This window comes from Nonomuraea sp. NPDC050478 (genome assembly GCF_044458265.1).
Classification (GTDB): Bacteria; Actinomycetota; Actinomycetes; order Streptosporangiales; family Streptosporangiaceae; genus Nonomuraea; species Nonomuraea ferruginea.
The window spans coordinates 1,257,171-1,278,948 of the sequence record NZ_JBITHT010000001.1 but is presented as its reverse complement, the minus strand read 5'-3'; the positions used below and the strand labels follow the sequence as shown (position 1 = coordinate 1,278,948).

Genomic DNA, 21,778 nt, shown 5'->3' with positions numbered 1-21,778 from the left:
CATGGACTTCGCTCTCTCTTCCAAGGCTCAGCGGACCTGCGACGAGATGTGGGACTTCATGCGGTCCCACGTGTTCCCGGCCGAGCCCGTGTGGGCGGCGTACCTCGCCGAGCACGGGCCGCACGAGCACCCGCCGGTGATGGAGGACCTCAAGGCGGAGGCGCGGCGCCGCGGCCTGTGGAACCTCTTCCTGCCCAAGCTCTCCGGGCTCTCCAACGTGGAGTACGCCGCCGTCGCCGAGATCTCCGGCTGGTCTCCGGTGCTCGCCCCCGAGGCGATCAACTGCCAGGCGCCCGACACCGGCAACATGGAGACCCTCGAACTGTTCGCCACCCCCGAACAGCGTGAGCGGTGGCTCGAACCACTCCTGGAAGGGCGGATCCGCTCGGCGTTCGCGATGACCGAGCCCGACGTCGCCAGCTCCGACGCCACCAACATCCAGACCCGGATCGTCCGCGACGGCGACGAATACGTCATCAACGGCCGCAAGTGGTTCATCACCGGCGTGGCCGACGCCCGCTGCGAGATCTTCATCGTGATGGGCAAGACCGACCCCGACGCGGAGACGTACCGCCAGCAGTCGATGGTGCTGGTCCCCCGCGACACCCCCGGCCTCACCATCGAACGGCACCTGCCGCTCTTCGGCTACCAGGACCAGCACGGCCACTCCGAGATCGTCTTCCGCGACGTCCGCGTCCCGGCGGCCAACCTGCTCTCGGGCGAGGGCGACGGCTTCATGATCTCCCAGGCCCGTCTGGGGCCGGGCCGCATCCACCACGCCATGCGCGCCATCGGCATGGCCGAGCGGGCCCTCGCCCTCATGGCCGACCGGGCCAAGAGCCGGGTCGCGTTCGGCAAGCACCTCGCCGACCACGCCAACGTGCAGGACGCCATCGCCCAGTCCCGCATCGACATCGACCAGGCCCGGCTGCTCGTCTACGACGCCGCCTGGAAGATCGACCAGCACGGCGCCAAGGGCGCCCGCAAGGAGATCGCCGCCATCAAGGTTGCCGCCCCCGCCATGGCCTGCGCCGTCATCGACCGCGCCATCGAGCTGTTCGGCGGCGCGGGCATCTCCGACGACACCCCTCTGGCGTACTTCTACGCCTGGGCCAGGGCTCTGCGCATCGTCGACGGCCCCGACGCCGTCCACCGCCGCACCATCGCCCGCATGGAGCTCAAGCGCACCCCGCCGTACGTGGGGTGAGCGGCTGACTTCCCGGTGACCATCCAGCCCCGGCTGCCGCTCGTGACAGCCGGGGCATACCCGCTGCATACCGCGTGCGAGGTACGGAAGATCGCCCCGCTGATTGCCGAAACCCGCCAGCGAGAAAATCCGCCGGATCGTTAGAATTCCGGATCTCCGCTGACGACGGGAGCTTCGCTTGAGGCTGGAGATCAGGTTGCTCGGCCCGCTGGAGGTCGAGGCCGACGGCGACACGGTCAAGATCGTCGGAGAGCGACGGATCGGCGTGCTGGTCCGGCTCGCCCTGAACGCGGGACAGGCCGTACCCGCCGAGTCGCTTCTCTCCGACGTGTGGGCGAGCAGCTCCGCCGCCACCGCCGCCAAGCAGTTGCACATCGTGGTCTCGAAGCTGCGCGAGGCGTTCGCCGCCCACGGCGGCGCGGAGGCCATCGAGACCGTTCCCGGTGGCTACCGGCTCGCGGTCGAGCGGGATCAGGTGGACGTCCACGTCTTCGCCCGCCTGTCCAGGCAGGCCCGCGCCGCCCGTGCGGAGACCGCGGACGCGTTGTTCCGCGGCGCGTTGGAACTGTGGCGAGGGCCGGCGCTGGCCGAGGTGGACGCTCCCTGGGCGGGGATCGAGGCGGAGCGGCTGGAGGCGGAGCGGCTGACCGTGCTGGAGGACCATGCCGAGCTGCGCCTGGCCGCGGGTGACCACCGAGCCCTGGCCGGCGACCTCGCCGGGCACGTCCGGGCGCACCCACTTCGGGAGCGTCCCGCCGCCCAGCTCATGCTCGCTTTGTACCGCGACGGGCGGGCACCCGAGGCGCTCGACGTCTACCAGCGCCTGCGTCGTGTCATGGTCGGTGAGCTGGGCGTCGAGCCCGGCGCCGAAGCACGCCGGCTGCACCAGGCCATCCTCGTCAAGGATCCCGTGCTTGACCTGCCTGAGGTGCGGCAGATCATGCCGACCGCTCCGGCGGGGCTCCCTGCCGACATCCAGGAGTTCACGGCGCGGACGGCCGAAGTGGAGCGACTGCGCGCCGACCTGGCGAGCGACGCCGCGGTCATCGTGATCGACGGGCCCGGCGGCATCGGCAAGTCGGCGCTCGCCGTACATGTCGCTCATATCGTCGCCGAGCGCTTCACCGATGGCGTCATCTACGTCGACCTGCGTGGTTCCACCGCCGGGCTCGCCCCCCTGGCCCCGATCGAAGCGCTCCGCCACCTGCTGCGTTCCCTGGGGCTGGACGGCGCCGCCGTACCCGCCGGCACCGAGGAGGCCGCCGCCCGCTACCGCTCGCTCACCGCCACGGGCGACCTGCTGGTGATCCTCGACAACGCGCACGACGTACGCCAGGTCCGCCCGCTCATCCCGGCCGGGCGGGGCTGTCGCGTCCTGATCACCAGCCGGGATCCGCTGGCCACCCTGAACAACGCCCGGCACCTGCACCTCGGCAGACTCGACGAGCGTAGGAGGTCGCTGTGCCAAGGGTCCGGCGGGAACTCGCCTTCACGGCGACCGTGAACCGGAGCTCATACCCGCCTTCCGCAGGATGTCTGCCCGTCGCATGATGCCCACTCACGTGGGGTGATTCGTAACGGCACGAGGGACGGGTATGCCGGGAGTATGTACCGCCGTGATCGTTTTTCACCACCTGCCAGGCCTGATAGAGGCCATGCCGCCGTTTCCTACTCCGCCGCCGCGCAAAGACCTACGACCCGGACCATTCTCGCCGCGGCGGCCCTGGGCGTCTCGACGGTGTGCCTTCCGCATCCGGCCACGGCGGGCTCCCCCGGCCTGAGCGCCTACGACGCGCTGGTGCTCTCGCACCGCCCGGTCGCCTACTGGCGACTGTCGCACCCCTCAGACGGTACGGAGAGCGACCGCACCGGCAACGGCCACAAGGGGACCTTCCACGGCGTCACCAGCACGGTCCGCCTGCCCAACCAGGACGGCGCCGCCGTCTTCGACGGCTCGTCAGGATATTTCGAGGTTCCCACCGCCAAGCCGTTCCACATCTCCACCACGGGCGCGTTCACCATGGAGGCGTGGATCAGGCCGCACACTCTCCAGTTCGCCGACGAAAACCACACCGGCTACGTCCACTTCATGGGCAAGGGCACGAAGTCGGGCAGCGGCGGCAATCGCGAGTGGGCGGGTCGCATGTACTCGAAGGTGAACAAGGAGAACCGGCCCAACCGCATCTCCGGCTACGCGTGGAACCTCGACGGCGGCTTCGGCGCCGGGGCGTTCGTCCAGCAGCCGGTCAAGGTCAACGAGTGGATCCACTACGCCGTCACGTTCGACACCTCGGAGGGCGCGTACGGCAAGGTCCGGATCTACCGCGACGGCGTGCCGGCGGGCACGGACAACCTGGTCTACCGCCCCGGCACGGACGACGAGGTCGTCATCAGGCCCAAACCCGGTCCGGCGCCCGTCCGGGTCGGCACCCGCGACGGAGGGTCCTCCTTCAAGGGGGCGATCGGAAAGGTCGCGCTCTACGACCGCGAACTCTCGGCAGCGGAACTGCGCTCGCACTACGCCGCGATGACCGGACCGGCCACGCCGGACCTCGACTCTGACGGCGTGGGCGACGTCTTCTCCGCCGCCACCCGGACGCCGACCGTCTGGACCGGCAGGGGCGGCAACAGGGTCGGCGCCGGCCGGGCACCCTATCTCTGAGGAAAGCCGCCGGACCGTCGCGAGACATACCGGCGATATACCGCGCTCTCGTACGCTCCTTCCCTGATGACACTGGAGATCGGGTTCCTCGGGCCCTGGCAGATCAAGGTGGACGGGCAGCCCGTACGGCTGGCGGGCCGCCGCCGCGTCGCCGTGCTGACGCGCCTGGCGCTCGACGCCGGCAGGCCCGTCACCACGCGTCAGCTCGTCGCCGACGTCTGGGGGCAGACCCCGCCCACCACGGCCGGCAAGCAGCTCCACATCGTGGTGTCGAAGCTGCGTGACGTGCTCACCCCCGGCGCCATCGTGACCGTGCCCGGCGGCTACCTGCTGGACCTGCCCCGCGCGCGGATCGACGCACACCACTTCACGCTGCTGGCCGGCCAGGCACGGACGGCCCGCGATCGGGGCGAGACGGGCACAGCCGACGGGCGGTTCCGGCAGGCGCTGGCCCTGTGGCGGGGGCGCGCCCTGGCCGAGCTGGACGACCCGTGGGCGCGGGCCGAGTCGAGGCGGCTGGAGGAGGAACGCCTGGCCGTCTTCGAGGACCACATCGATCTGCGGCTGGCCGCGGGCGACCATCACGCGGTGGTGGCCGACCTCGCTCCGCACGTGCGGGCCCACCCGCTGCGGGAGGGACCGCGCGCCCAGCTCATGCTGGCGCTCTACCGGGCGGCCCGGCCGGCCGAAGCGCTCGCGGTCTACCAGGAGGGGCACACCGCCCTGGTCGAGGAGCTCGGCCTCGAACCGGGCGCGCGGCTGCGCCGGCTGCAGGGCGCCATCCTCACCAGGGACCCCGCACTCGACCTCGCCGCACCGGCGCGGTCCGGCACGATCATCCCCGCCGAGCTGCCCGCCGACACCCGGTCGTTCACCGCCAGGCAGGAGGAGGTGAAGTGGCTGCGTGAGGCGCTGCTGCACGCGGACGTGGCCGTCATCGACGGGCCCGGCGGCGTGGGCAAGTCGGCCCTCGCCGTTCACGTCGCGCACACGATGTCCGGACGGTTCCGCGACGGCGTCATCTACGTCGACCTGAACGGCGCCACCCCCGGACTGCACCCCCTGCCCGTGCTCGACGGCCTGGGCCACCTGTTGCGGTCGCTGGGGCTGGACGGCTCCGCCGTACCGGCCGACGTGGAGGGCGCGGTCGCCCGCTACCGGTCGCTCACGGCGGCGGGCGAGCTGCTCGTCATCCTCGACAACGCGCTCGACGCCCACCAGGTACGGCCGCTCGTCCCGGCGGGCGCGCGCTGCCGGACCGTCATCACCAGCCGCGCCGCCCTGACCACGCTCGACGACGTCCATCACCCGCACCCGACCGGGCTCGGCGACGTGCGTCATCTGCACCTGGCCGGGCTCGCCGACCGGGATGCCGTCACGCTGCTCTCCCGGATCGCCGGTCCCGACCGCGTCCAGCGCGAGCCGGAGGCCGCCGCGGAGATCGCCGGGCTGTGCGGCGGCTTCCCCCTGGCCGTCCAGGTCGCCGCCGCCCGCTTGGCGGCACGGCCCGACTGGCGGCTGGCCGACCTCGCCGACCGCCTGGCCGACGCCACCCGGCGCCTGGACACCCTGCAGTACGACGACCTGGCCGTACGCGCCAGCATCGCGGTCAGCCACCGGCACCTGCGCGAGGAGCCCAGCGGCCACGACGCCGCGTACGTTCTCCCGCTCCTGGGCCTGCTCGACACGCCGACCCACACCCCGGCCGCCACCGCCGCCCTGGCCGGCTGGCCCGAGCCACGGGCGGAGGCGGCACTCCGACAACTCCACGGCACCCGTCTCCTGGAAGCCGTGAGCCGCGACCGGTACCGTTTCCACGACCTCATCCGCCTGTACGCCCGAGAACAGGCCGCCGGCGAGCTGTCCGAGACGGACCGCGCGGTCGCGCTCCACCGCGGGTTCCACCACTACCTGGCCACGGTCAACACCGCCACACAGCTCGTGCACCCCCAGGTGCAGAATCCTTATTACGGGGCGGAGCAGCCCGGCGTCGCGCTCGCCGACGCGCGGGAGGCCGGCGAATGGACCGAGGCGGAGCGGGACAACCTCCTCGCCGTGACCCATCAGGCGATCGAGTCCGCCGACCCGCCCGTCGCCCTCGGACTGGCCCTGGGACTGCACATGCCGTTCAACTACCGCGGCTGGGTCACGCACCTGGCCGACGTCCACCTGCACGCGATCGAGGTGGCCGCCCGGTGCGGCGACTGGGCCGGTCAGGGGCAGGCGGGCAACTACCTGGGCTGGGTCTACCGCGACCAGGGACGCCACGAGCAGGCGATCGAGCAGCTGGAACGGGCCGCGGTGTGCTGGGAAAAGGCCGCCCTGCCGCACCGGAGAGCCGGATCCTTCAACAACCTGGGCATCATCAACACCATGCTGGGACGGCTCGACCTCGCCCACACCAACCTGTCACGGGCCCTGGCCATCGCCGAGGAGATCGGCGACGGCTACGCGCGCGGGGCCATCCTCAACAACCGCGCGCACGTGTTCTACCGGCAGGGCCGGTTCGATGACGCCATAGCCCAGGCGAAGGAGGCCACCGCGGTGTGGACCGGCACCCTGTACGGGGAGGGCCTGTCCCGCGCGACCCTGGCCCGCGCCTACATGCACGCCGGGCGCCTGGAGGAGGCGGCCGACACCTACCGGGTGGCGCTGACGCTCCTGCGCGAAGGCGGATACCGCATCGGCTACGCCGTGGCCTCCTGGTGGTCCGGCCAGACCCTGCACACCCTGGGCCGGCCCGCCATGGCGTGGAGGGACTGGCACGGCTGCTTCACCGCACTGCTGGAGTCCCGCCTGCTGACCCGCTCGGAGGTGGACGAGCTGCTCGATCAGCCTGTTCCGGACATGCCGCGGCCGATCAGGAACATGCTGTAGGACCACTCACCCGGTTTCGCGCAGTCCCGCCACCGCCATGGCCGCGACTCGGCGGTAATCCTGGAGGGCCGGCCGTTTGAACTCCACCCACCAGTTGTCGACGTGGCCAGGGTCCGGCAGCTGCCATCCGGTGCGGGGGATCGCGCGCCAGCCGGCGGTGTCGGGTCGTGACTCTGGTTCCAGATAGGCATCGCCTGTGAGCTCGGCGGCCAGCAGTTCATCGAGCTTGCAGAACTGCGCGAATCTGGGCGAGGCGGCCGGATGCTTCTCACTGATCACCAGGTACGAGGTTTCAGGCGCATCCGAGAGTTCGTCGCCAGGCTCTCGGCGAGATCTGCGAGGGCTCACTGTGCTGTGGAATCGAGTGCGTCCAACGGGTCGGCCAGGACGCGGGAGAAAGCGAGTTCCACAGCGCCGACCAATGAGGCGTCATAACGCAGCATCGAGGTGCGCAGCCCCACCCGTCGGGAGACGGGCAGGACACTGGCCGCCACCCTCGCGCGGACCTGGGGTGCCGCACCCTGGTAGATGTCGCCGAGTGTGCCGCTGAAGACGACGACTCCGGGATTTCCCGCCGGTGCGTCCGGACGCCTCCAGCAGCGCCGCCTCTCCCACTTCCGCCTCCAGGCAGCCGTGCGAGCCGCAGTTGCAGGAACGGCCGCCGAAGGGATTAACGATCATGTGCCCGAGTTCGGCGCCGTAACCGTCGTCCCCGCCCAGCAACCTGCCGCCCACGATGATGCCACCACCCACCCCGGCATCCCCATGCAGGTAGACCAGATTCTGGTGGCCGATGCCCGCTCCGCGTTCAAGCTCGGCCAGCGCACTCAGGTGGGCTTCGTTGCCGACAGCCACGGGCAGCCCCAGCCCCAGCCGATGGCTGAGCGCGGGCCCGAAATCCAGGTTGGTCCAGCCCACGTTGGGAGCCAGGAGCACCATCCCGTCGGCGGCCCTGACCAGACCGCAGTACGACGTGCCGACCCCGAGGCACCTCGCGCTCCGGGGCGCCGCGTCCACGAGCTCGCGGCCGAACCCGGCCAGCACACCGACCACCTCGTCGAGATCGGCATGCCTGCGCCGCCGGGGCGCCTCCCTGCGCTCCAGCACCAGACCGCCGAGCCCGACCCTGGCGGCGACCAGCCGATCCACCGCCACATCGAAGGCCAGCACATACCACCGGCCGCTCTCAGGCCGCACCACCAGCGACGGCCGACCCACCCGGCCCGTCGTACCCGAAGCCTCCTCGCGCACCAGACCCGCAGCCGTGAGCTGTGTGGCCAGCGCCAGGATCGTGCTGCGGTTCAGCCCCAGCCGGTTCGCCAGCGCCGCACGCGAGATCGCCCCTGCCAGATGCACCTGCCGCAGCACCGCCCCAAGATGGTGTCTGCGAATTTCCTCCTGCGGAGTGTCGCCCCTCACGACACTGATAGTGCCATATACCAAGAACGCGCACGAGGCACCGGGAATCGGTTGTCGGCGTATCCTTTTTTCTAGTAGAGGCGAGCTCGCGCAAACCTATCTACGACCTGCCTGCGCGATACTGGAGAAAACAATTCCGCAAAAATTCAAGCGTCGGATGCGATGGGTCTTGCACGTGATTTCAAGTTGTACGACTTGCCTTAGCCCTCACGACAGGCCCGATCGGCTGCGGGTTTGCTTTTCAGGAGGAGCTCTTACCTCGTGAGCTTCACGGCGAACACAGGGAACGAGTACTCGACCTGCTCATCCGGGCCGGCCACCTCCTCAGCGGAGACTTCCCGCAGATCAGCCCACGGCACCACACCCGGATGTACATCAGCAGCCATCAGGGCAAGCACAGGAGCGGGATCGTCCACGCAGCGGAACCGCCCTCCGAACGGCAGGTCATCCGGCTCGACCGAAGCCACCGAACACCGCAACCGACCAGCCTGCTCGTCATACCAGGCATAAACCGTCACCGGCCCGACAGCATTGACGAACCGTGCGCCGAGCCGCTCACCAACCGCGACAAGAGCCCGCTCAACGGGCCGCACGTCGAAACCCTCCGCGTCGACGGCGAACGCCACCAGATTGCTGCGCGCCGCCGCATTCACATTCCCTCGGTTGAGGATCAACTCCTCGTCCACGAAGGACAACACGGACTGCGCGAGACCGTCCGACACTCACTATCTCCGCTCACCGACACGTTCTTGGACGAGTGCGACTGTCCCACGGGTCAGACCACCGGGGCCATCCGTCGCTCTTCCCGATCCTCATCAAGCGACGTTCGGTCAACGACCAGGATTGTGCCTGGACACGCGCGAGGAAGGTTCCCAGCGTAAAATGAATCCAGCCAGGCCACCCCGTATTGGGGAGACGGCTATGCAATCAGCTTCGCCGGCGAAATACGGGTTAATCGGATGGGTGGGTTGCCGTGGGTTATCGGCGCAGGCCTGCAGGTCGTTGGGTGCTCCTGCTCCTCATTGCCGCAATCGTCACACTTCTGCTATGGGTGGGCCTGACCGTCTTCAACAACGGAATGGATGCGGGCAACCATGTCGCGGGAATCGCTTCCGCGATCTTCGCAGCGACGGCCTTGTACCTCCAGGTTCGATCGTCGCAGTCGCAGTCGCAGTCGCAGTCCCAGACACGTCCGGACGCGACCGACACGGATATACGGGTCGAGTCCACGGCCCGTGTTCTGGCCCTGCGCGTGCAGGAAATCAGCCAACAAGAGGAACGCAACTGGCGCATCGGCGATCCATGGGCGCTGCGGGTGCGATGGCGCACCGCCTCTGATGACGTGGTCGACCACTGGGAGAATATCCAAGCCTTCACGGCCGACGGCGGTGACAGACCTCTGCCGCTGACTGGCGATCTCCCCGGCGTTCACAGCCTCTACCAGAGTGTCCCCACCGGCCGCCTGGTCATCATCGGCCGGGCCGGGGCGGGGAAGACCGTACTCGCCCACCGGCTGATCCTGGAGTGTTTCAACCACCCTGGCGATTCGCTCCGCGTACCGGTGTTGTTCAGCCTCGGCAGCTGGGACCCGAGCCGCACCGGCCTGCACGACTGGCTGGCCGACCGGCTCATCGGCGACTACGCCTTTCTGGAAGGTGTCGACTCCACCGGGACCCCGTTGGCCAGAGTGCTGCTGGAAAGCGGACGGATCCTGCCGGTGCTGGACGGCTTCGACGAGATCCAGCAGCATCACCACGGTGCGGCCATCAGCGAACTCAGCCGTTTCGACGGGCCGCTGATCCTCACCACCCGGCCTGACGAATACGCGGCCGCGGTCAGTGCCACCAGAGCGCTCAGCAGAGCTGCCGCCATCGAACTCGAAGACCTCGCCCTCGACGATGTCCAGCGCTACCTGCAGGCCGTCAGCGGCAAGACCCGCACCGCCCAATGGGAGTCGGTCTTCTCGCACGTACGCACCCGTCCCGACGACGTCGTCAGCCGGAATCTCGCCGCGGCCCTGAGCACACCGCTTCTGGTCATGCTCACCCGTACCATCTACAACGAAACACCACACCAAAACCCCACGGACCTACTCGACGGCGGCCGGTTTCCCACCCAGGACGCGCTCGAAGAACACCTCTTCAGCGCTTACCTCACCGCCCTCTACGACCCACGCCGCACCGTCCGGTCCGGCGCCGGAAAGGCGACCTGGACCGACCACCAGGCCCGGCACTGGCTCGGCCACCTCGCCGACCACCTCGCTCGGCTCAACACACAGGACCTCACCTGGTGGCGACTCGACGCCACCCTCCGCCGCCGGACTCGCGTCCTCGTCACCGGCCTCGTGGCCATGCTGGTGGGCGGGATCGTGGGCGTTCTGAGCTACGTCGTCGCCAATCAACTGTCTGGGGCGCCGGTCGGAGGGGCCCAGTTCCGTGAAGGACTGCTGGAAATGGGAACCGGCCTCGTCGCGGGCCTCGCCGCCGGACTCCTGAACGAGACCAGGACCAGGCGCGGAGGCACTGGCCGGAACCCCGAACGGTTGCGCCTGGGTCCTTCCCGGCACCCCCTTCCCGCACGGTCGCGGGTTCTGCGCGGGATCGGCGTCGAACTCGTCATCGGGCTCTCGGCCGCTCTCCTGTTCTCGCTCGCCTCCTGGCTTATCTGGGGCGTCGCGGACGACGACCCCTCGAACTCTTCCGCCAGAAATTTCGTGTGGGCCTTCGCGCCGTGGCTTCACATCACAGGCACAGCCATCTACGTGGCGGCCGGTCTCATCCTCGGCTTCCTGGTCGGAATCTCGTACGCGTTCGTGAACGCGGTCGTGTACGTGTTCAGCGGGCCGAACGACCGGAATTCCGCGGTGAGTCCCTGGGACTTACTGTCCATGGACCGTGGGGTGACGCTTTTTCGCGTCGGCATGGTCGGATTCGCGGTCTTGCTGATGAACTTCGTCCTGGTGGGCAATCAGTACGGCGACTTCCCGAGTGCAGCGTTCCTGAGGCAGGGCCTCCTCTACGGCCTGCTGTACGGATCCTTCGCCGCGCTGACCCGGCTCGTCCTCTCGGCGTGGGGAGGCTGGCTGCTCTTCGCACGCTTGTGGCTCCCGCTCTGCGGCCGGCTGCCATGGCGGCCGAAGCTCTTCCTCGATGACGCTTACGACCGAGGCGTACTGCGGCAGTCCGGCGCCGTGTACCAGTTCCGCCACGTCAGGCTCCGCGACCATCTTGTCGACCAGCACCGCACCGAAGGCCGCGGCGTCCCGGAAGAGCCGGCGGCTCCACGTACGGCAAACGACCACGTGGCTGAGCAGGAAGCGCCGGAACAGGTCTGACGTGCGAAACGCATGGGTTGTCGAGCAGTGCGATATGAATCACGGACGCTCACTGGCGATCGGTCGGTCACCGAATAACGAGATCTTCGAAACCCAGCTTCAGCCAGCTCTGCCCCACGACAACATGAAGCTCACTGCCTCTACCCAGCACAGTCGCCGTCCTGGGCACCGGTCGCCCGTTGGGCATCACCAGCCATGCGGGACGATCCACCGAAAAGGCTTCTCCTCGAATGCTCCCAGCGACCAGCCGGCACCGGTTCCCGCCATAGCCGCCGACGAAAACGACTCGATCATCGGCGACTACAAGCGCCTGAGCGCCGCGCACCTCCGTGAACCAGCCGGCGATCGCCGCAGCTCGGATTCGCACGATGGGGAAATTGGTGTAGTAGTAGGCCCAGGCATCCTCCCCCGCCACATTCAACGCGTAGCAGTCGAAGATCCCACCGAACTCTCGGTCGTACGGAAAACGCCACGCGATGTCCAGGTCAGACCGAAAGCGAATCAGTCCAGCGGAGCCGATAGGTGCAGGGCTGTCCGCCTCTCCCCATCCGCGGCTGCCGCACACCCCTTCGTCGAAGTAGCTCACCCATATCTCACCGGAAGGCGTCGTCTGCACGTCTTCAATTCCGTCTCCCAGCACACCCTCTCGCCGGCGCTGCCCGTCGGCATCGTAGACGGCGGCGTTGCACTCGGCAGCCCCGTTACGCCAGCGGCACCGCGCACCCACCAAGAGCACGCCCCCGTCCGGCAGCGGCTGGGCAATGAGGTACGCGAGTGACTGCCCGGCGATGGGCACCATCGTCACCAGGTGAGAACCGTATGTGGCGACATGCACCGAGACGGGCGCGGCCGTACGTGAATCGGGGAAAGACGCCCCACTTGGTTCGACAGTCCGAGCGGTCAGCGCTTCGGCGTTCTCCCGCGACGCCCACACGACGACAAGTTCTCCCTCGGGACCCGCCGCCGCACTCACCAGCTCCGCACCCTTGAATGGTGCGACCAAGTCCGCATGGTGCCGCAGCCTCGCAACGCCCGCCTTCCGGCTTCTCCCGCTTCGGCCTCGCATGGGGGACACATTATTGATGGCTTGGCTGGATCGTGACTGGCCGCCGATCTCGAAGCTGATTGTCGGTACGGCCTGCCACCATGTCCCGCATGACGACATCCGACCCCTTGGCCCAGTTCCAGTGGCTCAACGTGTCCGAGAGCTCGGGCGGCGCACTGGGCGTGATCTTCAGCGTGGCCTTCTTCCGCGGGCTCGATCCGGCGGAGGTGGTGCGCCGCTTCAGCCGCGGTGAGAGCTCCGGCCAGGAGTCGGACTTCGGCGAGCTCAGCGACAAGGCCTACGAGTTCGTCGACAAGACAGACGGTGGGTATGGCGGCGGCTACGTGGGCGTCCTCAAGGCCGGCGAGTGGTGCGTGGCCATCGAGCCCCACGGTTGGATGGTCACGCTCCACGAGGTGGTGACCGAGCTGTCGCGGGGTTGTGAGGTGCTGGCGGTCACCCGGCACGACTACGCCGCCGAGCACAGTTTCGAGTACGCGATCGACGGCACGGTTGTCACCGGTTACCGACTACGACACCCGCACGAGCGCTACGGCTCCGACCCTGACCGGCTCAACGGCTTTATGCGGGAGCTGGGCATGGGGCTGGACAAGCCGGAGGACGAGGCCGCGTGGGACGCCGCTTGGGAGGACAACTACGACACCGCTGTGCCAAGGGGCTTCGCCCTGGCGGCGAAGGTCACGGGGGTGCCGTTCGGGCCGGACATGCTCGACCGCCCGATGCTCGTGGGGCCTATTTTTGAACAATGATCGTTTCGTGCCATCCTGCAGCACTCTCTGCTCGGAGTACCACCTGACCGCCCTGGCGGTGCCAGGGGGTTGCCTCCCACGAAGGTGTGGGAGGCGGTCAGGGGCGGGGTCTAGCCGTACTCGGTCGGCTACCAGTTCGCCGGGCGCCGGTTGACCGTCCGCATCGACGGCGCCGTGCTGCTTCTGAGCGATGGGCACACGCTGCTGCGCACCCTGCCCAACCCCCTCACCAGCAACGAAAAGGCCCGCCTGCGCGACGCCCGGCCGTCGAACCCGTCCGCGTGCAGCGGCGCGTGCGCAGCCAGCTTTCGGCCGTGGGCCAGCGCATTCGTGTGGGCATCGGCCACGCCGAAACGATCGTGACCATCGAGGACACCGACGGCACCTTCCGCATCACCACGCGTGCCGACCAGGTCATCGCCGAGGTTGCCCGCACCACCACCAAGCCGATCGCCCGGTTCAAAGCCCGCAAGCCCCAACACCAACGGAAGGTCACCTCGAGCGGGTAGAACTGCGTCCATGGACGTGATCAAGCTGCAGCAGGCGTTAGAGGACCTCTTCGACCAGGCCCTGCTGCGGCACGGCTTCGTGGATCACCTGCGCGACTACCAGCTCGTGATCCTGCCGATGCCCGATCCCCGGACCGGGACCACACCGGCGACGCGGCGTTACCTGTTCCGGTACTGCGTGCAGGCCACCTGCACCACCGCGCTGCCGGCCCACACCTGGCGGGTCTCGCTCGATGACCGGCTCACCACCTACGAAACCGGCGTCGAGCTCGACGGATACGTCTGGGGTGTCAACTGGCAGGCGCTTTATCCCGGCGCCACGCTCATCACCGACTCACCCACCGCCCGCAGCTGGGCCCGCAGCCATCGGCATCGATTTCCATGAAGTCCGGATCGAGACCAACGTGCACGACCTCACCCTGGTCTTCTCCGACCTGACCATCGAAGAACTTCCGCCCCCGTCACCGGGACACCGCCACGGATGCCCGGTTCAATAGGCACCAAGAGAACGAAAGATCATCTAGCCGGAGTGTCACACAGGTCCTGAGACCTGACAGGCTGTCCGTAGCTGTGTCTGTTGCCCTGGCCGTGTCCGCCGCCCGCAGATGCCGGAACCAGTTGCCTGCTGCCTATGACTGTCCAGCGGTGTCCTATTCGTACTGAACAGTGTCACCAGGTCGTGTAGCGGAACTGACGCCTCGCCACCTGCCGCCGAATGACGAGGCGTCGTGGTGTCAGGACTCCGGCCCGCGGACCTCCACCTCGGCGGCGGGCAGAACCTCCATCTCGCCATCGGCGCGCTCCACCACGAAAACGGCGGTGCCCTCGGCGAGGTCCAACTGTTCCCGCTCCCGGTCGGTGGCCTCGCGGTAGATCCCCCGGCTCCCCGGTTCCATGACGACGACGGCGCCGGTACCGCGCACGACCGTTCCCCAGTTGCGGACCGTATAGACGATGCCCGAGTTACGCAGGAGCCCGATCGCCTTCAATACGGTGTTCCGTGCGACGCCGTACTCATGTTCCAGGGCGACCACGGACGGGAGACGACGGCGCGGCGGGTACTCGCCCGCCTCGATACGCCTGCGTAGATCAGCGGCCACCTGCACGTACACCGGCTGTGCGCCATCAGGATCGATCACACTTCTACAGTAGGGATATGCCCTGGTGCGGGCTGATTGCGCTCATCACCTATAACGGTTCCTGCGTCACCCTTAGGGTAAGTCCTGCGATACCTATGGCCTACTCACAAGTAGAGATCTACTCTGTGCCCATGGGCCTTCCCAATGCTTCCAAGGTGCGCCGCCGAACCGGCGCCCCATCAGCAGCCGGCGCAGGGCCCCAGCCAACCAAGCAAGCGCGGGTCGAACCCATCGTGGCCGAGGTCATGCGGCAGTCGATCAGCAGGCGCGCGAAGGGTCTTGAACCTGAGTGGGCAGCCGCGCCCATGGCCACCCTCGGCGGATAGGTGGACGCAACTGTGAACATGCAGCAAACAACGGGCTACGACCTCAGCGCCCTCCGCGCTTCGTTTCCCGGCTGGGCCTTCTTCCGCAGCGACACCGGCGCGTTCTACGCGACGCGACGTGGCGTCCAACTCAACGACGCCGAACTCGGCGCGGGCCTCCAGCAGACCGTGAGCGCCGATGACGCGGACACCTTCGTGGCGCTGCTGCACGAGCAACGCCTGAGGGGGCGGAGCTGTGGCCACGCCAACGCCTGATCCAGAGCCGTGCGGCAACCAGCATGCGGCCCCGCCACTGCCCGAAGCGGAAGCGATCGACTGGGAGCCGAGTCATCCCCGCGCGAACCGAATACGAATCCGCGCGCACACCTGCTCCTGCACGTCGCCGTACTTCGAGCTGTGCACAGCAGGCGGGCTCTGGTTCGTCAGGCGCTACACCAAGGGGAACCCCACCGTCGCCGCCGAAAGTCCCTGGCTGTTGGCGACTGCCGCTCAAGACCTGTGGACACGGCTCCTGACCGGTCAGGCCCGGTAACCGGACACCACCACTCGTCGACGGTCCCGACAGCCGTCCCAGAAGTCACGATGACATTGTCCGGGCAGACCGACTGGATGCCGGGCAGCCATCGAGAGTGCGCGTCGTCTGAGTCTGGTAGCCGTCCGGGACGGCGCCCTGCCGCCCTTGGTCAAGGGCTGCTGGTGTCGTGAAACTGACCGCACAGTGGCGTTGCTGCATAACGCTGCTGTACGGCCACGAAAAAGGCCCCCCGGGATCATCCCGAAGGGCCTTTCGTATGTGCGCGGCCGAGAGGACTCGAACCCCTAACCTTCTGATCCGTAGCAGGATTCGGGGTGTCCGGAGGCTTCCACTGATGACAAGGTTGCCCTGTTCAGAGGGGGTGTTCGGCCTCGCAAACTCCGTAGTAGTCCGTGGTTGTCCAGGACTGTATCAACAGGTCAGGGAGGACCTCTGGCTCCACCTGCACACAGTCATTGACAGTCAATCGATGGGTGGCTTGATGAACCACTCCGGGTCTGATGAAAGCTCGATTCCTTGAGAGAATCGAGCCATGGCACGTCCGTCCCCTTACCTCCCGAGCTTCGTACATAACGTAACCCCACATTCACAACTCTCTAGGCGCGCCTGTGTAATGATGCGAATACCAACTCAGTGAAAGCCGGCGACTTGGGGGCTGGAGGAGGACCGTGGAAGTACTAGCGCTACTCCTGGTCATCGGATTGGTCATCTGGGCTTTGGACAACTCGGGCAGTGGCTCCGGCAGCAGCTCCGGCAGTCGCTCGGTCGGCAGCACCCGTAGCGCCGACAGGTACGCGAGGCGGGTCCAGCGGAAGCGCGAACGGGAAATTGAGAGCCTTTTGAGGAAGTATCGCCAGTCCGGCTATTCCGACGGCGGCGCCGGCTACGGCGGGGGCCGGGGTGGGGGAGGCTTCGGTGGGGATGGTGGCGACGGCGGCGACTGACCGCTCTGCACCAGCTGTCCCGTCTCGTTCAATCTGAGGCATGAGGCGACAGAGGAATCGCCAAGACCTGTGGATCAAGATCTTTTAGACGGCTATCGATGGGTCCTCCATAGCCGGTGATTCCTCGGGCCGCTCGACGAGCTTGCCCATGACAAATGTCCCCTGGCGCGGACCAGGGCGAGGAGATGAGGCGCGTTGACCGCGCGCCAGCGCTTCTACGCCGACTCGATCAGCTTGAAGGCCATGGCGAGCCCTGTCACGTGGGAGCCAGGACCCTTGGCCGCCCAGTCGTCCACCGTATTGTGCGAGTCGACGACCAGCACGACACCACCGGAACGGTCGACGGACTCCCCATACGAAGCGTTTCTCGACCCCCGGAAGGGACGATGCCATCTACGAAGATCCCGGAATTACCAGGACCGTCGACCATCGAGGCGGTCAGGCCGGCGAGGACCTGCCAGCCGACACTGCTGTACAGCCACGAAAAAGGCCCCCCGGGATCATCCCGAAGGGCCTTCTACCAGGTGCGCGGCCGAGAGGACTCGAACCCCTAACCTCCTGATCCGTAGTAGGCCGAAGGTCATCCATTGGAGTCCCCCGGCTGCAATCAGTCCAGCTGGGTGGCCTTGTTAGGTTGGTCGTCTTCTATTGCTGTCCACGGGCGTCCACGGAAGGTGTTAGCACTTCCGTTAGTAAGATCGCGTTTTACGTGGGCTGAGTCGGGATGCTGTCAGGGTGGCAAAACGATCGGGATCGACGCCAGCATGCCCAGACCGAAGGAGGCCGGACAGCCTGGCGCCTCGCATCCGCCAACGCAGGGACCGGCTGGAAGGGGCCCCGGGCGAGACCGTTCGCGGCGTAGCGGTATTCAAGAAAACTGCGAATCACACCGCTGTATAGCCGCTCACCTGGGCCTACGCTCCCAACTGCCGCCCAGCGATAGAAGATCATCCCGCACGTATCCCGCACAGCCTGGGTCGATCGCCCTAGCTAGTCGTCCTCGCCGAAGCCGTACTGGATGTTCTCCTGCTTGCAGGACGGGCAGACGATGAAGGCGTGCGAGTTGCTGCCATCTTCGTAGGGAAGGTAGCTCGTTCCACCCGAGAGCGCCGACTGACACCACTGACAGGTGCGTCCTCCGCCGCTCTTGCCACGGTTCGGCGGGTCAACGAGCATGCCGCCTTCATGGAAGTAGACCCGCCACCCAGTGCAACTGTCGTTGCGGCATTCGTACCGGCCTGAAAGCTCTCCTGAGTCGGCCCACAAGTCTTCCCGACAGTTGGGACACGACCGCCCCGAGCCGCCGCCGATGCTGCTCAGCAACTTGCCGAAGAAGCCCATGGTTGCCCCCAAAACGAGTAAGTCCTAAGTCGCTTTGATGCGGACTGTGGGAAAGGCGTAGATGATTTGTGACGACAGACATCAACACCCTTTGCACCGCACTGTACGTCAAGATCGATAACTGGCTGGGGCGTCCGGGGATCGGACGCCCGCCCAAGCTCGCCGCCGAACTGCTCACCCTAGCCATCGCTCGAGCTCTGCTCGGCATCCGCTCCAAAGCCCGATGGCCGCGCTTCCTGCCCAACCACCTGCCAGGGGCTTTCCCCTCCCTGTCCATCCCCTGAAAGCGTGGAGACTCGGTTATGCGGCGATGGTCTCCTGAGACCTCGCCTTGGTGGCTGCTCGCGGGCCAGCCGGTCCATCTGCACCCAGTTGGCCAGCGTGCCCGCATTGATGCCCAGGTCTTTGGCGACCTGCGCGACGGCGTCATGAAGCGCGGCACTACCTGGTCCTACGTGATCAGAGTCCGAGACCCCGAAACCGGCGAGAGCAAGCCGAAGTGGGTAGGCGGCTTCCTCACCGAGGACGATGCCAAGGCGGCTCGTGACGAAGCACGGGTGAAGGCTCGGCGCGGTGAGTACGTGGACCGCAACACGATCAACGTCCGGGAGTACCTCGACGAGTGGATCGAGGCGCACGCCGTCGAGATCAAGCCCAAGACTCTCGCCGACTACCGGCATATCATCGAGCGATACATCAAGCCCAACATCGGCACTCTGCGGATGCAGGCCGTTCGGGCTTCCGCGATCACCAAGCTGTACCGGGACCTGCGGGCCGGCGGCGGCAAGAACGGGCGGCCACTCTCCTCCCGCACGGGCGACTACGTCCACGCGGTGCTTCGGAAGGCGTTCCGCGACGCCGTACACGTCGACGAGATCCTGTCTTCCAGCCCGGTCGAGAAAGCCAAGCGTCCTCGACGGGAGATCAGCGAGCCCGGCACGGTATGGACTACAGAGCAGCTCAAGACGTTCCTTCCTGCTGCTCGCGATCATCGGCTCTGGCCCTTCTTCCACGTCGCCGCCTACACGGGCGCGCGGCGCGGTGAACTGCTCCACCTGCGCTGGTCCGACGTAGATCTTGAGGGGAAGCAGATGACCATTCGAGGGTCGGCCTCGTTCATCAGCGGCGAGCGCGTCGAGGGCACCACCAAGAGCGGCCGTAAGCGCGTCATGAGCCTCGATGCGCGGACCGTCCAGGTCTTCCGCGCACAGCGCTCTCAGCAGGCTGCAGACAAGCTCCAGCTCGGCCCGGAATGGCGGGGTGCTGACGACTACGTGTTCACGACGGGATGGGGTGAGCCCGTGCACCCCGACACGCTCAGCTCGCTCTTCCCGATCCTGATCAAGCGGTACAACCAGGCGAACCGGCGCACGCCGCTACCGCACGCTCGCCTTCACGACCTCCGGCACATCCACGCCACGACCCTGCTCCTGGTCGGCGTCCCCGTCCATGTCGTCGCGGCCCGTCTGGGTCATGCCGACCCCTCGATCACTCTCCGCGTGTACGCACACGTGATCCGCGCCGCCGAAGCCTCGGCAGCCGACATCTTCGCCGAGTCGGTCGGCGAGGGGAAGAGGGCGCTTGTTAGCAGAGGTGTTAGCAAGATTCCAAGATTGTCCTGACAAACACGAAGGCCCACTCCCAGGAATCCCTGGTAGCGGGCCTTGATGCTGTGCGCGGCCGAGAGGACTCGAACCCCTAACCTTCTGATCCGTAGTCAGATGCTCTATCCATTGAGCTACGGCCGCTCGCTGCGTAAGCAAGCATAGCGGGTTCTGAGCGATGCCTCGAACCAGTTACGGCTTTCATGACCCCGCCGGTTCCTCCTTCTTGGGCCACAGTGTGTAGCTGACCGGCCAGATCAGGGCGATCAGCGGGACCTTGGCCGCCTGGCCGAGGAACATGTACAGCTCCCCCATGCTCCCCGGCTTCCCCACGAGCCAGCCCATGACCAGCACGACCGCCCAGGCGATCCCGTACGCGAGGACGATCCGCAGCCAGAAGATCCACTCGGAGCGGGTTCTGGCTGAGCCGGCCTCGGGCGGACGGGGCGGTGGGGGGCCGCCGGCGTAGCGGTGGTGGAATTTGGCGTCGGCCCACTTGAGGGTGCTGTGGCCGAACACGATCGAATAGGCCAGATACGCGGCCGCGAGGCCGTGTTTGAAGTCCACCGGGGCGCCGCCGCGCATGTCGATGACCGCCGCCGCGAGCAGGATCACGTCCAGCAGGGGGACGCTGATCAGCAGGATGTTGCTGAGGGTGCGGCGGTTCCACAGGTAGCGGCAGGCGAGGCCGAGACCGAGCAGGATCCAGAAGCCGATCTCGCAGGCGATGATGACGGCGACAATCACGATGTCCAGTCTTCCGGCTCGTACAGGGAAAACATCCTCTTGGGGAACGGGCTGTGGATACATCGAAGTGTGTATCCACAGGCCGTCCCGCGAAGGATCGAATTCGCCGCGCGACGTGGTGGGATGTGGGCATGAACCGCGTGGCGCTGGGTGCGGGCCTGGCCTTTCTCGTGGGCCTGGCGCTGATCGAGTCCGGGGCCCGCATCGACCGCGGCGTGCCCGATTGGGTGCTCGCCATCCCGCTGGCGATCACGTGTCTGGCCGTGCTGCTGCGTTACCGGTCGCCGCTGGGCTCGCTCGGGCTGGGCACGGTGGGAGTCGTCCTCGACCTGTTCGTGGGGCCGTCGCTGGGCACGGTGCTCGTCTACACCGACAATCTGTACGCGGCCGCGCTCTACGGGCCGGCCCGGTTCTCCCGCTGGCTGCTGGTGATCACGACGGTGGCGGCGGTGGGGACCGGGGCGGTGACGGGGTTTCTCTGGGCCGACTGGCGGGCGCTCGCGCTCACCGTGGTCCAGCTGGGGCTGATCTTGGTCACGCCGGTGACCACCGCCCACATCCTGCGCCAGCACCGCGACCAGGCGGCGGCCGAGCGGGCCAGGGCCGAGCAGGTGGCGCGGCTGGCGGAGCTCGACCGGCAGGCGGCCATCACGTCCGAGCGGACGCGGATGGCGCGCGAGCTGCACGACATGATCGCTAACCATTTCAGCGCCATCGCCATCCAGTCCACCGCGGTGCTGTCGCGCAAGGACCTCGATGCGGCCACCGTGCGGACGATCATGGAGTCCGTACGGGAGAACAGTGTTCAGGGCCTGGCCGAGATGCGTTCCATGATCGGGCTGCTGCGGCAGGAGGGCGACGAGGGCGAGGCCCTGAGACCTCGGCTGCGCGACGCCGAGGGCCTGGTGGAGCGGTCACGCCAGTCCGGGCTGGCCACCGAGCTGAGCGTCGACGGCCCGGCCCGCGATCTGCCCGCCCCCATCGACCTGGCGGCCTACCGGATCCTCCAGGAGGCGCTGACCAACGCGCTCAAACACGGCGACTCCCCGGCCAGGGTTCATCTGGTGTACGAGCCGGACCAGGTGTCGATCACCGTCGACAACGCGGCGAGCAGCCGGGACGACCGGCTGCCAGGGGCCGGTGCGGGCCTCGTGGGGATGAAGGAGCGGGCCGGTCTCGTGGGCGGGACGTTCGAGGCCGGGCCGCACGCGGACGGCTGGCGTGTCTCGGCGACGCTTCCGGCGCCGGGCCGGGAGGCGACGTGAAGTCCTCCAGGGCGGATGAAGGGCACTGTCGCCTGGACGGACGGTGGCGACGCG

Annotated in this window: 19 protein-coding genes and 1 tRNA gene; 12 read left to right on the top strand and 8 right to left on the bottom strand. The window is 67.6% G+C overall.

What is annotated here, in order from left to right; all coding sequences use genetic code 11:
* The first annotated feature begins 1 nt into the window (after position 1).
* From ACIBF7_RS06135 to ACIBF7_RS06120, 4 genes are all read left to right on the top strand, one after another.
* Positions 2 to 1,207: an acyl-CoA dehydrogenase family protein gene (locus ACIBF7_RS06135; protein WP_148036157.1), complete on the top strand. Its 1,206-nt coding sequence runs from the start codon at positions 2 to 4 to the stop codon at positions 1,205 to 1,207.
* A gap of 178 nt (positions 1,208 to 1,385) precedes the next feature.
* Positions 1,386 to 2,711 (top strand): AfsR/SARP family transcriptional regulator, encoded by a 1,326-nt coding sequence (locus tag ACIBF7_RS06130; RefSeq protein WP_271276639.1) that lies wholly within the window; start codon positions 1,386 to 1,388, stop codon positions 2,709 to 2,711.
* A gap of 234 nt (positions 2,712 to 2,945) precedes the next feature.
* Positions 2,946 to 3,869, top strand: coding sequence for a LamG domain-containing protein (locus ACIBF7_RS06125; RefSeq protein ID WP_271276638.1), 924 nt, complete (start codon positions 2,946 to 2,948; stop codon positions 3,867 to 3,869).
* Between the two features lie 66 nt (positions 3,870 to 3,935).
* Positions 3,936 to 6,746 carry a BTAD domain-containing putative transcriptional regulator gene (locus ACIBF7_RS06120; protein ID WP_397196558.1) on the top strand — a complete coding sequence of 937 codons (2,811 nt, stop codon included), beginning with the start codon at positions 3,936 to 3,938 and terminating at the stop codon, positions 6,744 to 6,746.
* Between the two features lie 6 nt (positions 6,747 to 6,752).
* Here the strand turns inward: ACIBF7_RS06120 and ACIBF7_RS06115 are convergent, their stop codons facing one another.
* The 3 genes from ACIBF7_RS06115 to ACIBF7_RS06105 all read right to left on the bottom strand — a co-directional run bounded on the left by ACIBF7_RS06115 (position 6,753) and on the right by ACIBF7_RS06105 (position 8,887).
* Complete coding sequence (locus ACIBF7_RS06115; RefSeq protein ID WP_397196557.1) at positions 6,753 to 7,094, bottom strand: TY-Chap domain-containing protein; 342 nt, start codon at positions 7,092 to 7,094, stop codon at positions 6,753 to 6,755.
* An 81-nt stretch (positions 7,095 to 7,175) separates the two neighbouring features.
* The gene (locus ACIBF7_RS06110) at positions 7,176 to 8,114 is read right to left on the bottom strand and encodes an ROK family protein (RefSeq protein ID WP_397196556.1); all 939 of its coding nucleotides are present in this window, start codon (positions 8,112 to 8,114) and stop codon (positions 7,176 to 7,178) included.
* Positions 8,115 to 8,419: 305 nt separating this feature from the next.
* Positions 8,420 to 8,887, bottom strand: a complete 468-nt coding sequence (locus ACIBF7_RS06105; RefSeq protein ID WP_397196555.1) for a hypothetical protein — start codon at positions 8,885 to 8,887, stop codon at positions 8,420 to 8,422.
* A 284-nt stretch (positions 8,888 to 9,171) separates the two neighbouring features.
* Between ACIBF7_RS06105 and ACIBF7_RS06100 the strand changes: the two genes are divergently transcribed.
* The gene (locus tag ACIBF7_RS06100) at positions 9,172 to 11,499 is read left to right on the top strand and encodes an NACHT domain-containing protein (RefSeq protein ID WP_397196554.1); all 2,328 of its coding nucleotides are present in this window, start codon (positions 9,172 to 9,174) and stop codon (positions 11,497 to 11,499) included.
* A 67-nt stretch (positions 11,500 to 11,566) separates the two neighbouring features.
* Here ACIBF7_RS06100 and ACIBF7_RS06095 read toward each other — a convergent pair whose 3' ends face one another.
* Positions 11,567 to 12,502, bottom strand: coding sequence for a hypothetical protein (locus tag ACIBF7_RS06095; RefSeq protein WP_397196553.1), 936 nt, complete (start codon positions 12,500 to 12,502; stop codon positions 11,567 to 11,569).
* A gap of 152 nt (positions 12,503 to 12,654) precedes the next feature.
* On the opposite strand from ACIBF7_RS06095, the gene ACIBF7_RS06090 reads away from it, so the two are divergent.
* From ACIBF7_RS06090 to ACIBF7_RS06080, 3 genes are all read left to right on the top strand, one after another.
* Positions 12,655 to 13,314, top strand: coding sequence for a DUF6461 domain-containing protein (locus tag ACIBF7_RS06090; RefSeq protein ID WP_397196552.1), 660 nt, complete (start codon positions 12,655 to 12,657; stop codon positions 13,312 to 13,314).
* A 293-nt stretch (positions 13,315 to 13,607) separates the two neighbouring features.
* A complete protein-coding gene (locus ACIBF7_RS06085; protein WP_397196551.1) occupies positions 13,608 to 13,823 on the top strand; it encodes a hypothetical protein in 216 nt (71 codons plus the stop codon).
* Between the two features lie 10 nt (positions 13,824 to 13,833).
* Entirely contained in the window at positions 13,834 to 14,208 is a 375-nt protein-coding gene (locus tag ACIBF7_RS06080; protein WP_219551363.1) for a hypothetical protein, read from the top strand.
* Positions 14,209 to 14,557: 349 nt separating this feature from the next.
* Here ACIBF7_RS06080 and ACIBF7_RS06075 read toward each other — a convergent pair whose 3' ends face one another.
* Complete coding sequence (locus ACIBF7_RS06075) at positions 14,558 to 14,962, bottom strand: GntR family transcriptional regulator (RefSeq protein ID WP_378525019.1); 405 nt, start codon at positions 14,960 to 14,962, stop codon at positions 14,558 to 14,560.
* Between the two features lie 338 nt (positions 14,963 to 15,300).
* On the opposite strand from ACIBF7_RS06075, the gene ACIBF7_RS06070 reads away from it, so the two are divergent.
* A complete protein-coding gene (locus ACIBF7_RS06070; protein ID WP_397196550.1) occupies positions 15,301 to 15,543 on the top strand; it encodes a hypothetical protein in 243 nt (80 codons plus the stop codon).
* A gap of 2,214 nt (positions 15,544 to 17,757) precedes the next feature.
* Here ACIBF7_RS06070 and ACIBF7_RS06065 read toward each other — a convergent pair.
* Positions 17,758 to 18,108, bottom strand: coding sequence for a hypothetical protein (locus tag ACIBF7_RS06065; RefSeq protein ID WP_397196549.1), 351 nt, complete (start codon positions 18,106 to 18,108; stop codon positions 17,758 to 17,760).
* 68 nt (positions 18,109 to 18,176) lie between these two features.
* On the opposite strand from ACIBF7_RS06065, the gene ACIBF7_RS06060 reads away from it, so the two are divergent.
* Complete coding sequence (locus tag ACIBF7_RS06060; RefSeq protein WP_397196548.1) at positions 18,177 to 18,392, top strand: hypothetical protein; 216 nt, start codon at positions 18,177 to 18,179, stop codon at positions 18,390 to 18,392.
* Between the two features lie 18 nt (positions 18,393 to 18,410).
* Positions 18,411 to 19,730, top strand: coding sequence for a tyrosine-type recombinase/integrase (locus ACIBF7_RS06055; RefSeq protein ID WP_397196547.1), 1,320 nt, complete (start codon positions 18,411 to 18,413; stop codon positions 19,728 to 19,730).
* 53 nt (positions 19,731 to 19,783) lie between these two features.
* Here the strand turns inward: ACIBF7_RS06055 and ACIBF7_RS06050 are convergent.
* Together ACIBF7_RS06050 and ACIBF7_RS06045 are read right to left on the bottom strand one after the other, a co-directional pair.
* Positions 19,784 to 19,856 (bottom strand) — tRNA-Arg (locus ACIBF7_RS06050).
* 57 nt (positions 19,857 to 19,913) lie between these two features.
* Positions 19,914 to 20,459, bottom strand: a complete 546-nt coding sequence (locus ACIBF7_RS06045; RefSeq protein WP_397196546.1) for a hypothetical protein — start codon at positions 20,457 to 20,459, stop codon at positions 19,914 to 19,916.
* A gap of 131 nt (positions 20,460 to 20,590) precedes the next feature.
* Here ACIBF7_RS06045 and ACIBF7_RS06040 point away from each other — a divergent pair, with 131 nt between their 5' ends.
* Positions 20,591 to 21,724, top strand: coding sequence for a sensor histidine kinase (locus tag ACIBF7_RS06040; RefSeq protein WP_246641034.1), 1,134 nt, complete (start codon positions 20,591 to 20,593; stop codon positions 21,722 to 21,724).
* Positions 21,725 to 21,778: the final 54 nt, after the last annotated feature.

Excerpts from the sequence above, each read along its gene's own strand:
- ACIBF7_RS06135 (WP_148036157.1), top strand. The coding sequence starts at position 2 with ATGGACTTCGCTCTCTCTTCCAAGGCTCAGCGGACCTGCGACGAGATG.
- ACIBF7_RS06120 (WP_397196558.1), top strand. The coding sequence starts at position 3,936 with ATGACACTGGAGATCGGGTTCCTCGGGCCCTGGCAGATCAAGGTGGAC.
- ACIBF7_RS06090 (WP_397196552.1), top strand. The coding sequence starts at position 12,655 with ATGACGACATCCGACCCCTTGGCCCAGTTCCAGTGGCTCAACGTGTCC.
- ACIBF7_RS06080 (WP_219551363.1), top strand. The coding sequence starts at position 13,834 with ATGGACGTGATCAAGCTGCAGCAGGCGTTAGAGGACCTCTTCGACCAG.
- ACIBF7_RS06065 (WP_397196549.1), bottom strand. The coding sequence starts at position 18,108 with ATGGGCTTCTTCGGCAAGTTGCTGAGCAGCATCGGCGGCGGCTCGGGG.
- ACIBF7_RS06055 (WP_397196547.1), top strand. The coding sequence starts at position 18,411 with ATGCGGCGATGGTCTCCTGAGACCTCGCCTTGGTGGCTGCTCGCGGGC.
- ACIBF7_RS06040 (WP_246641034.1), top strand. The coding sequence starts at position 20,591 with ATGAACCGCGTGGCGCTGGGTGCGGGCCTGGCCTTTCTCGTGGGCCTG.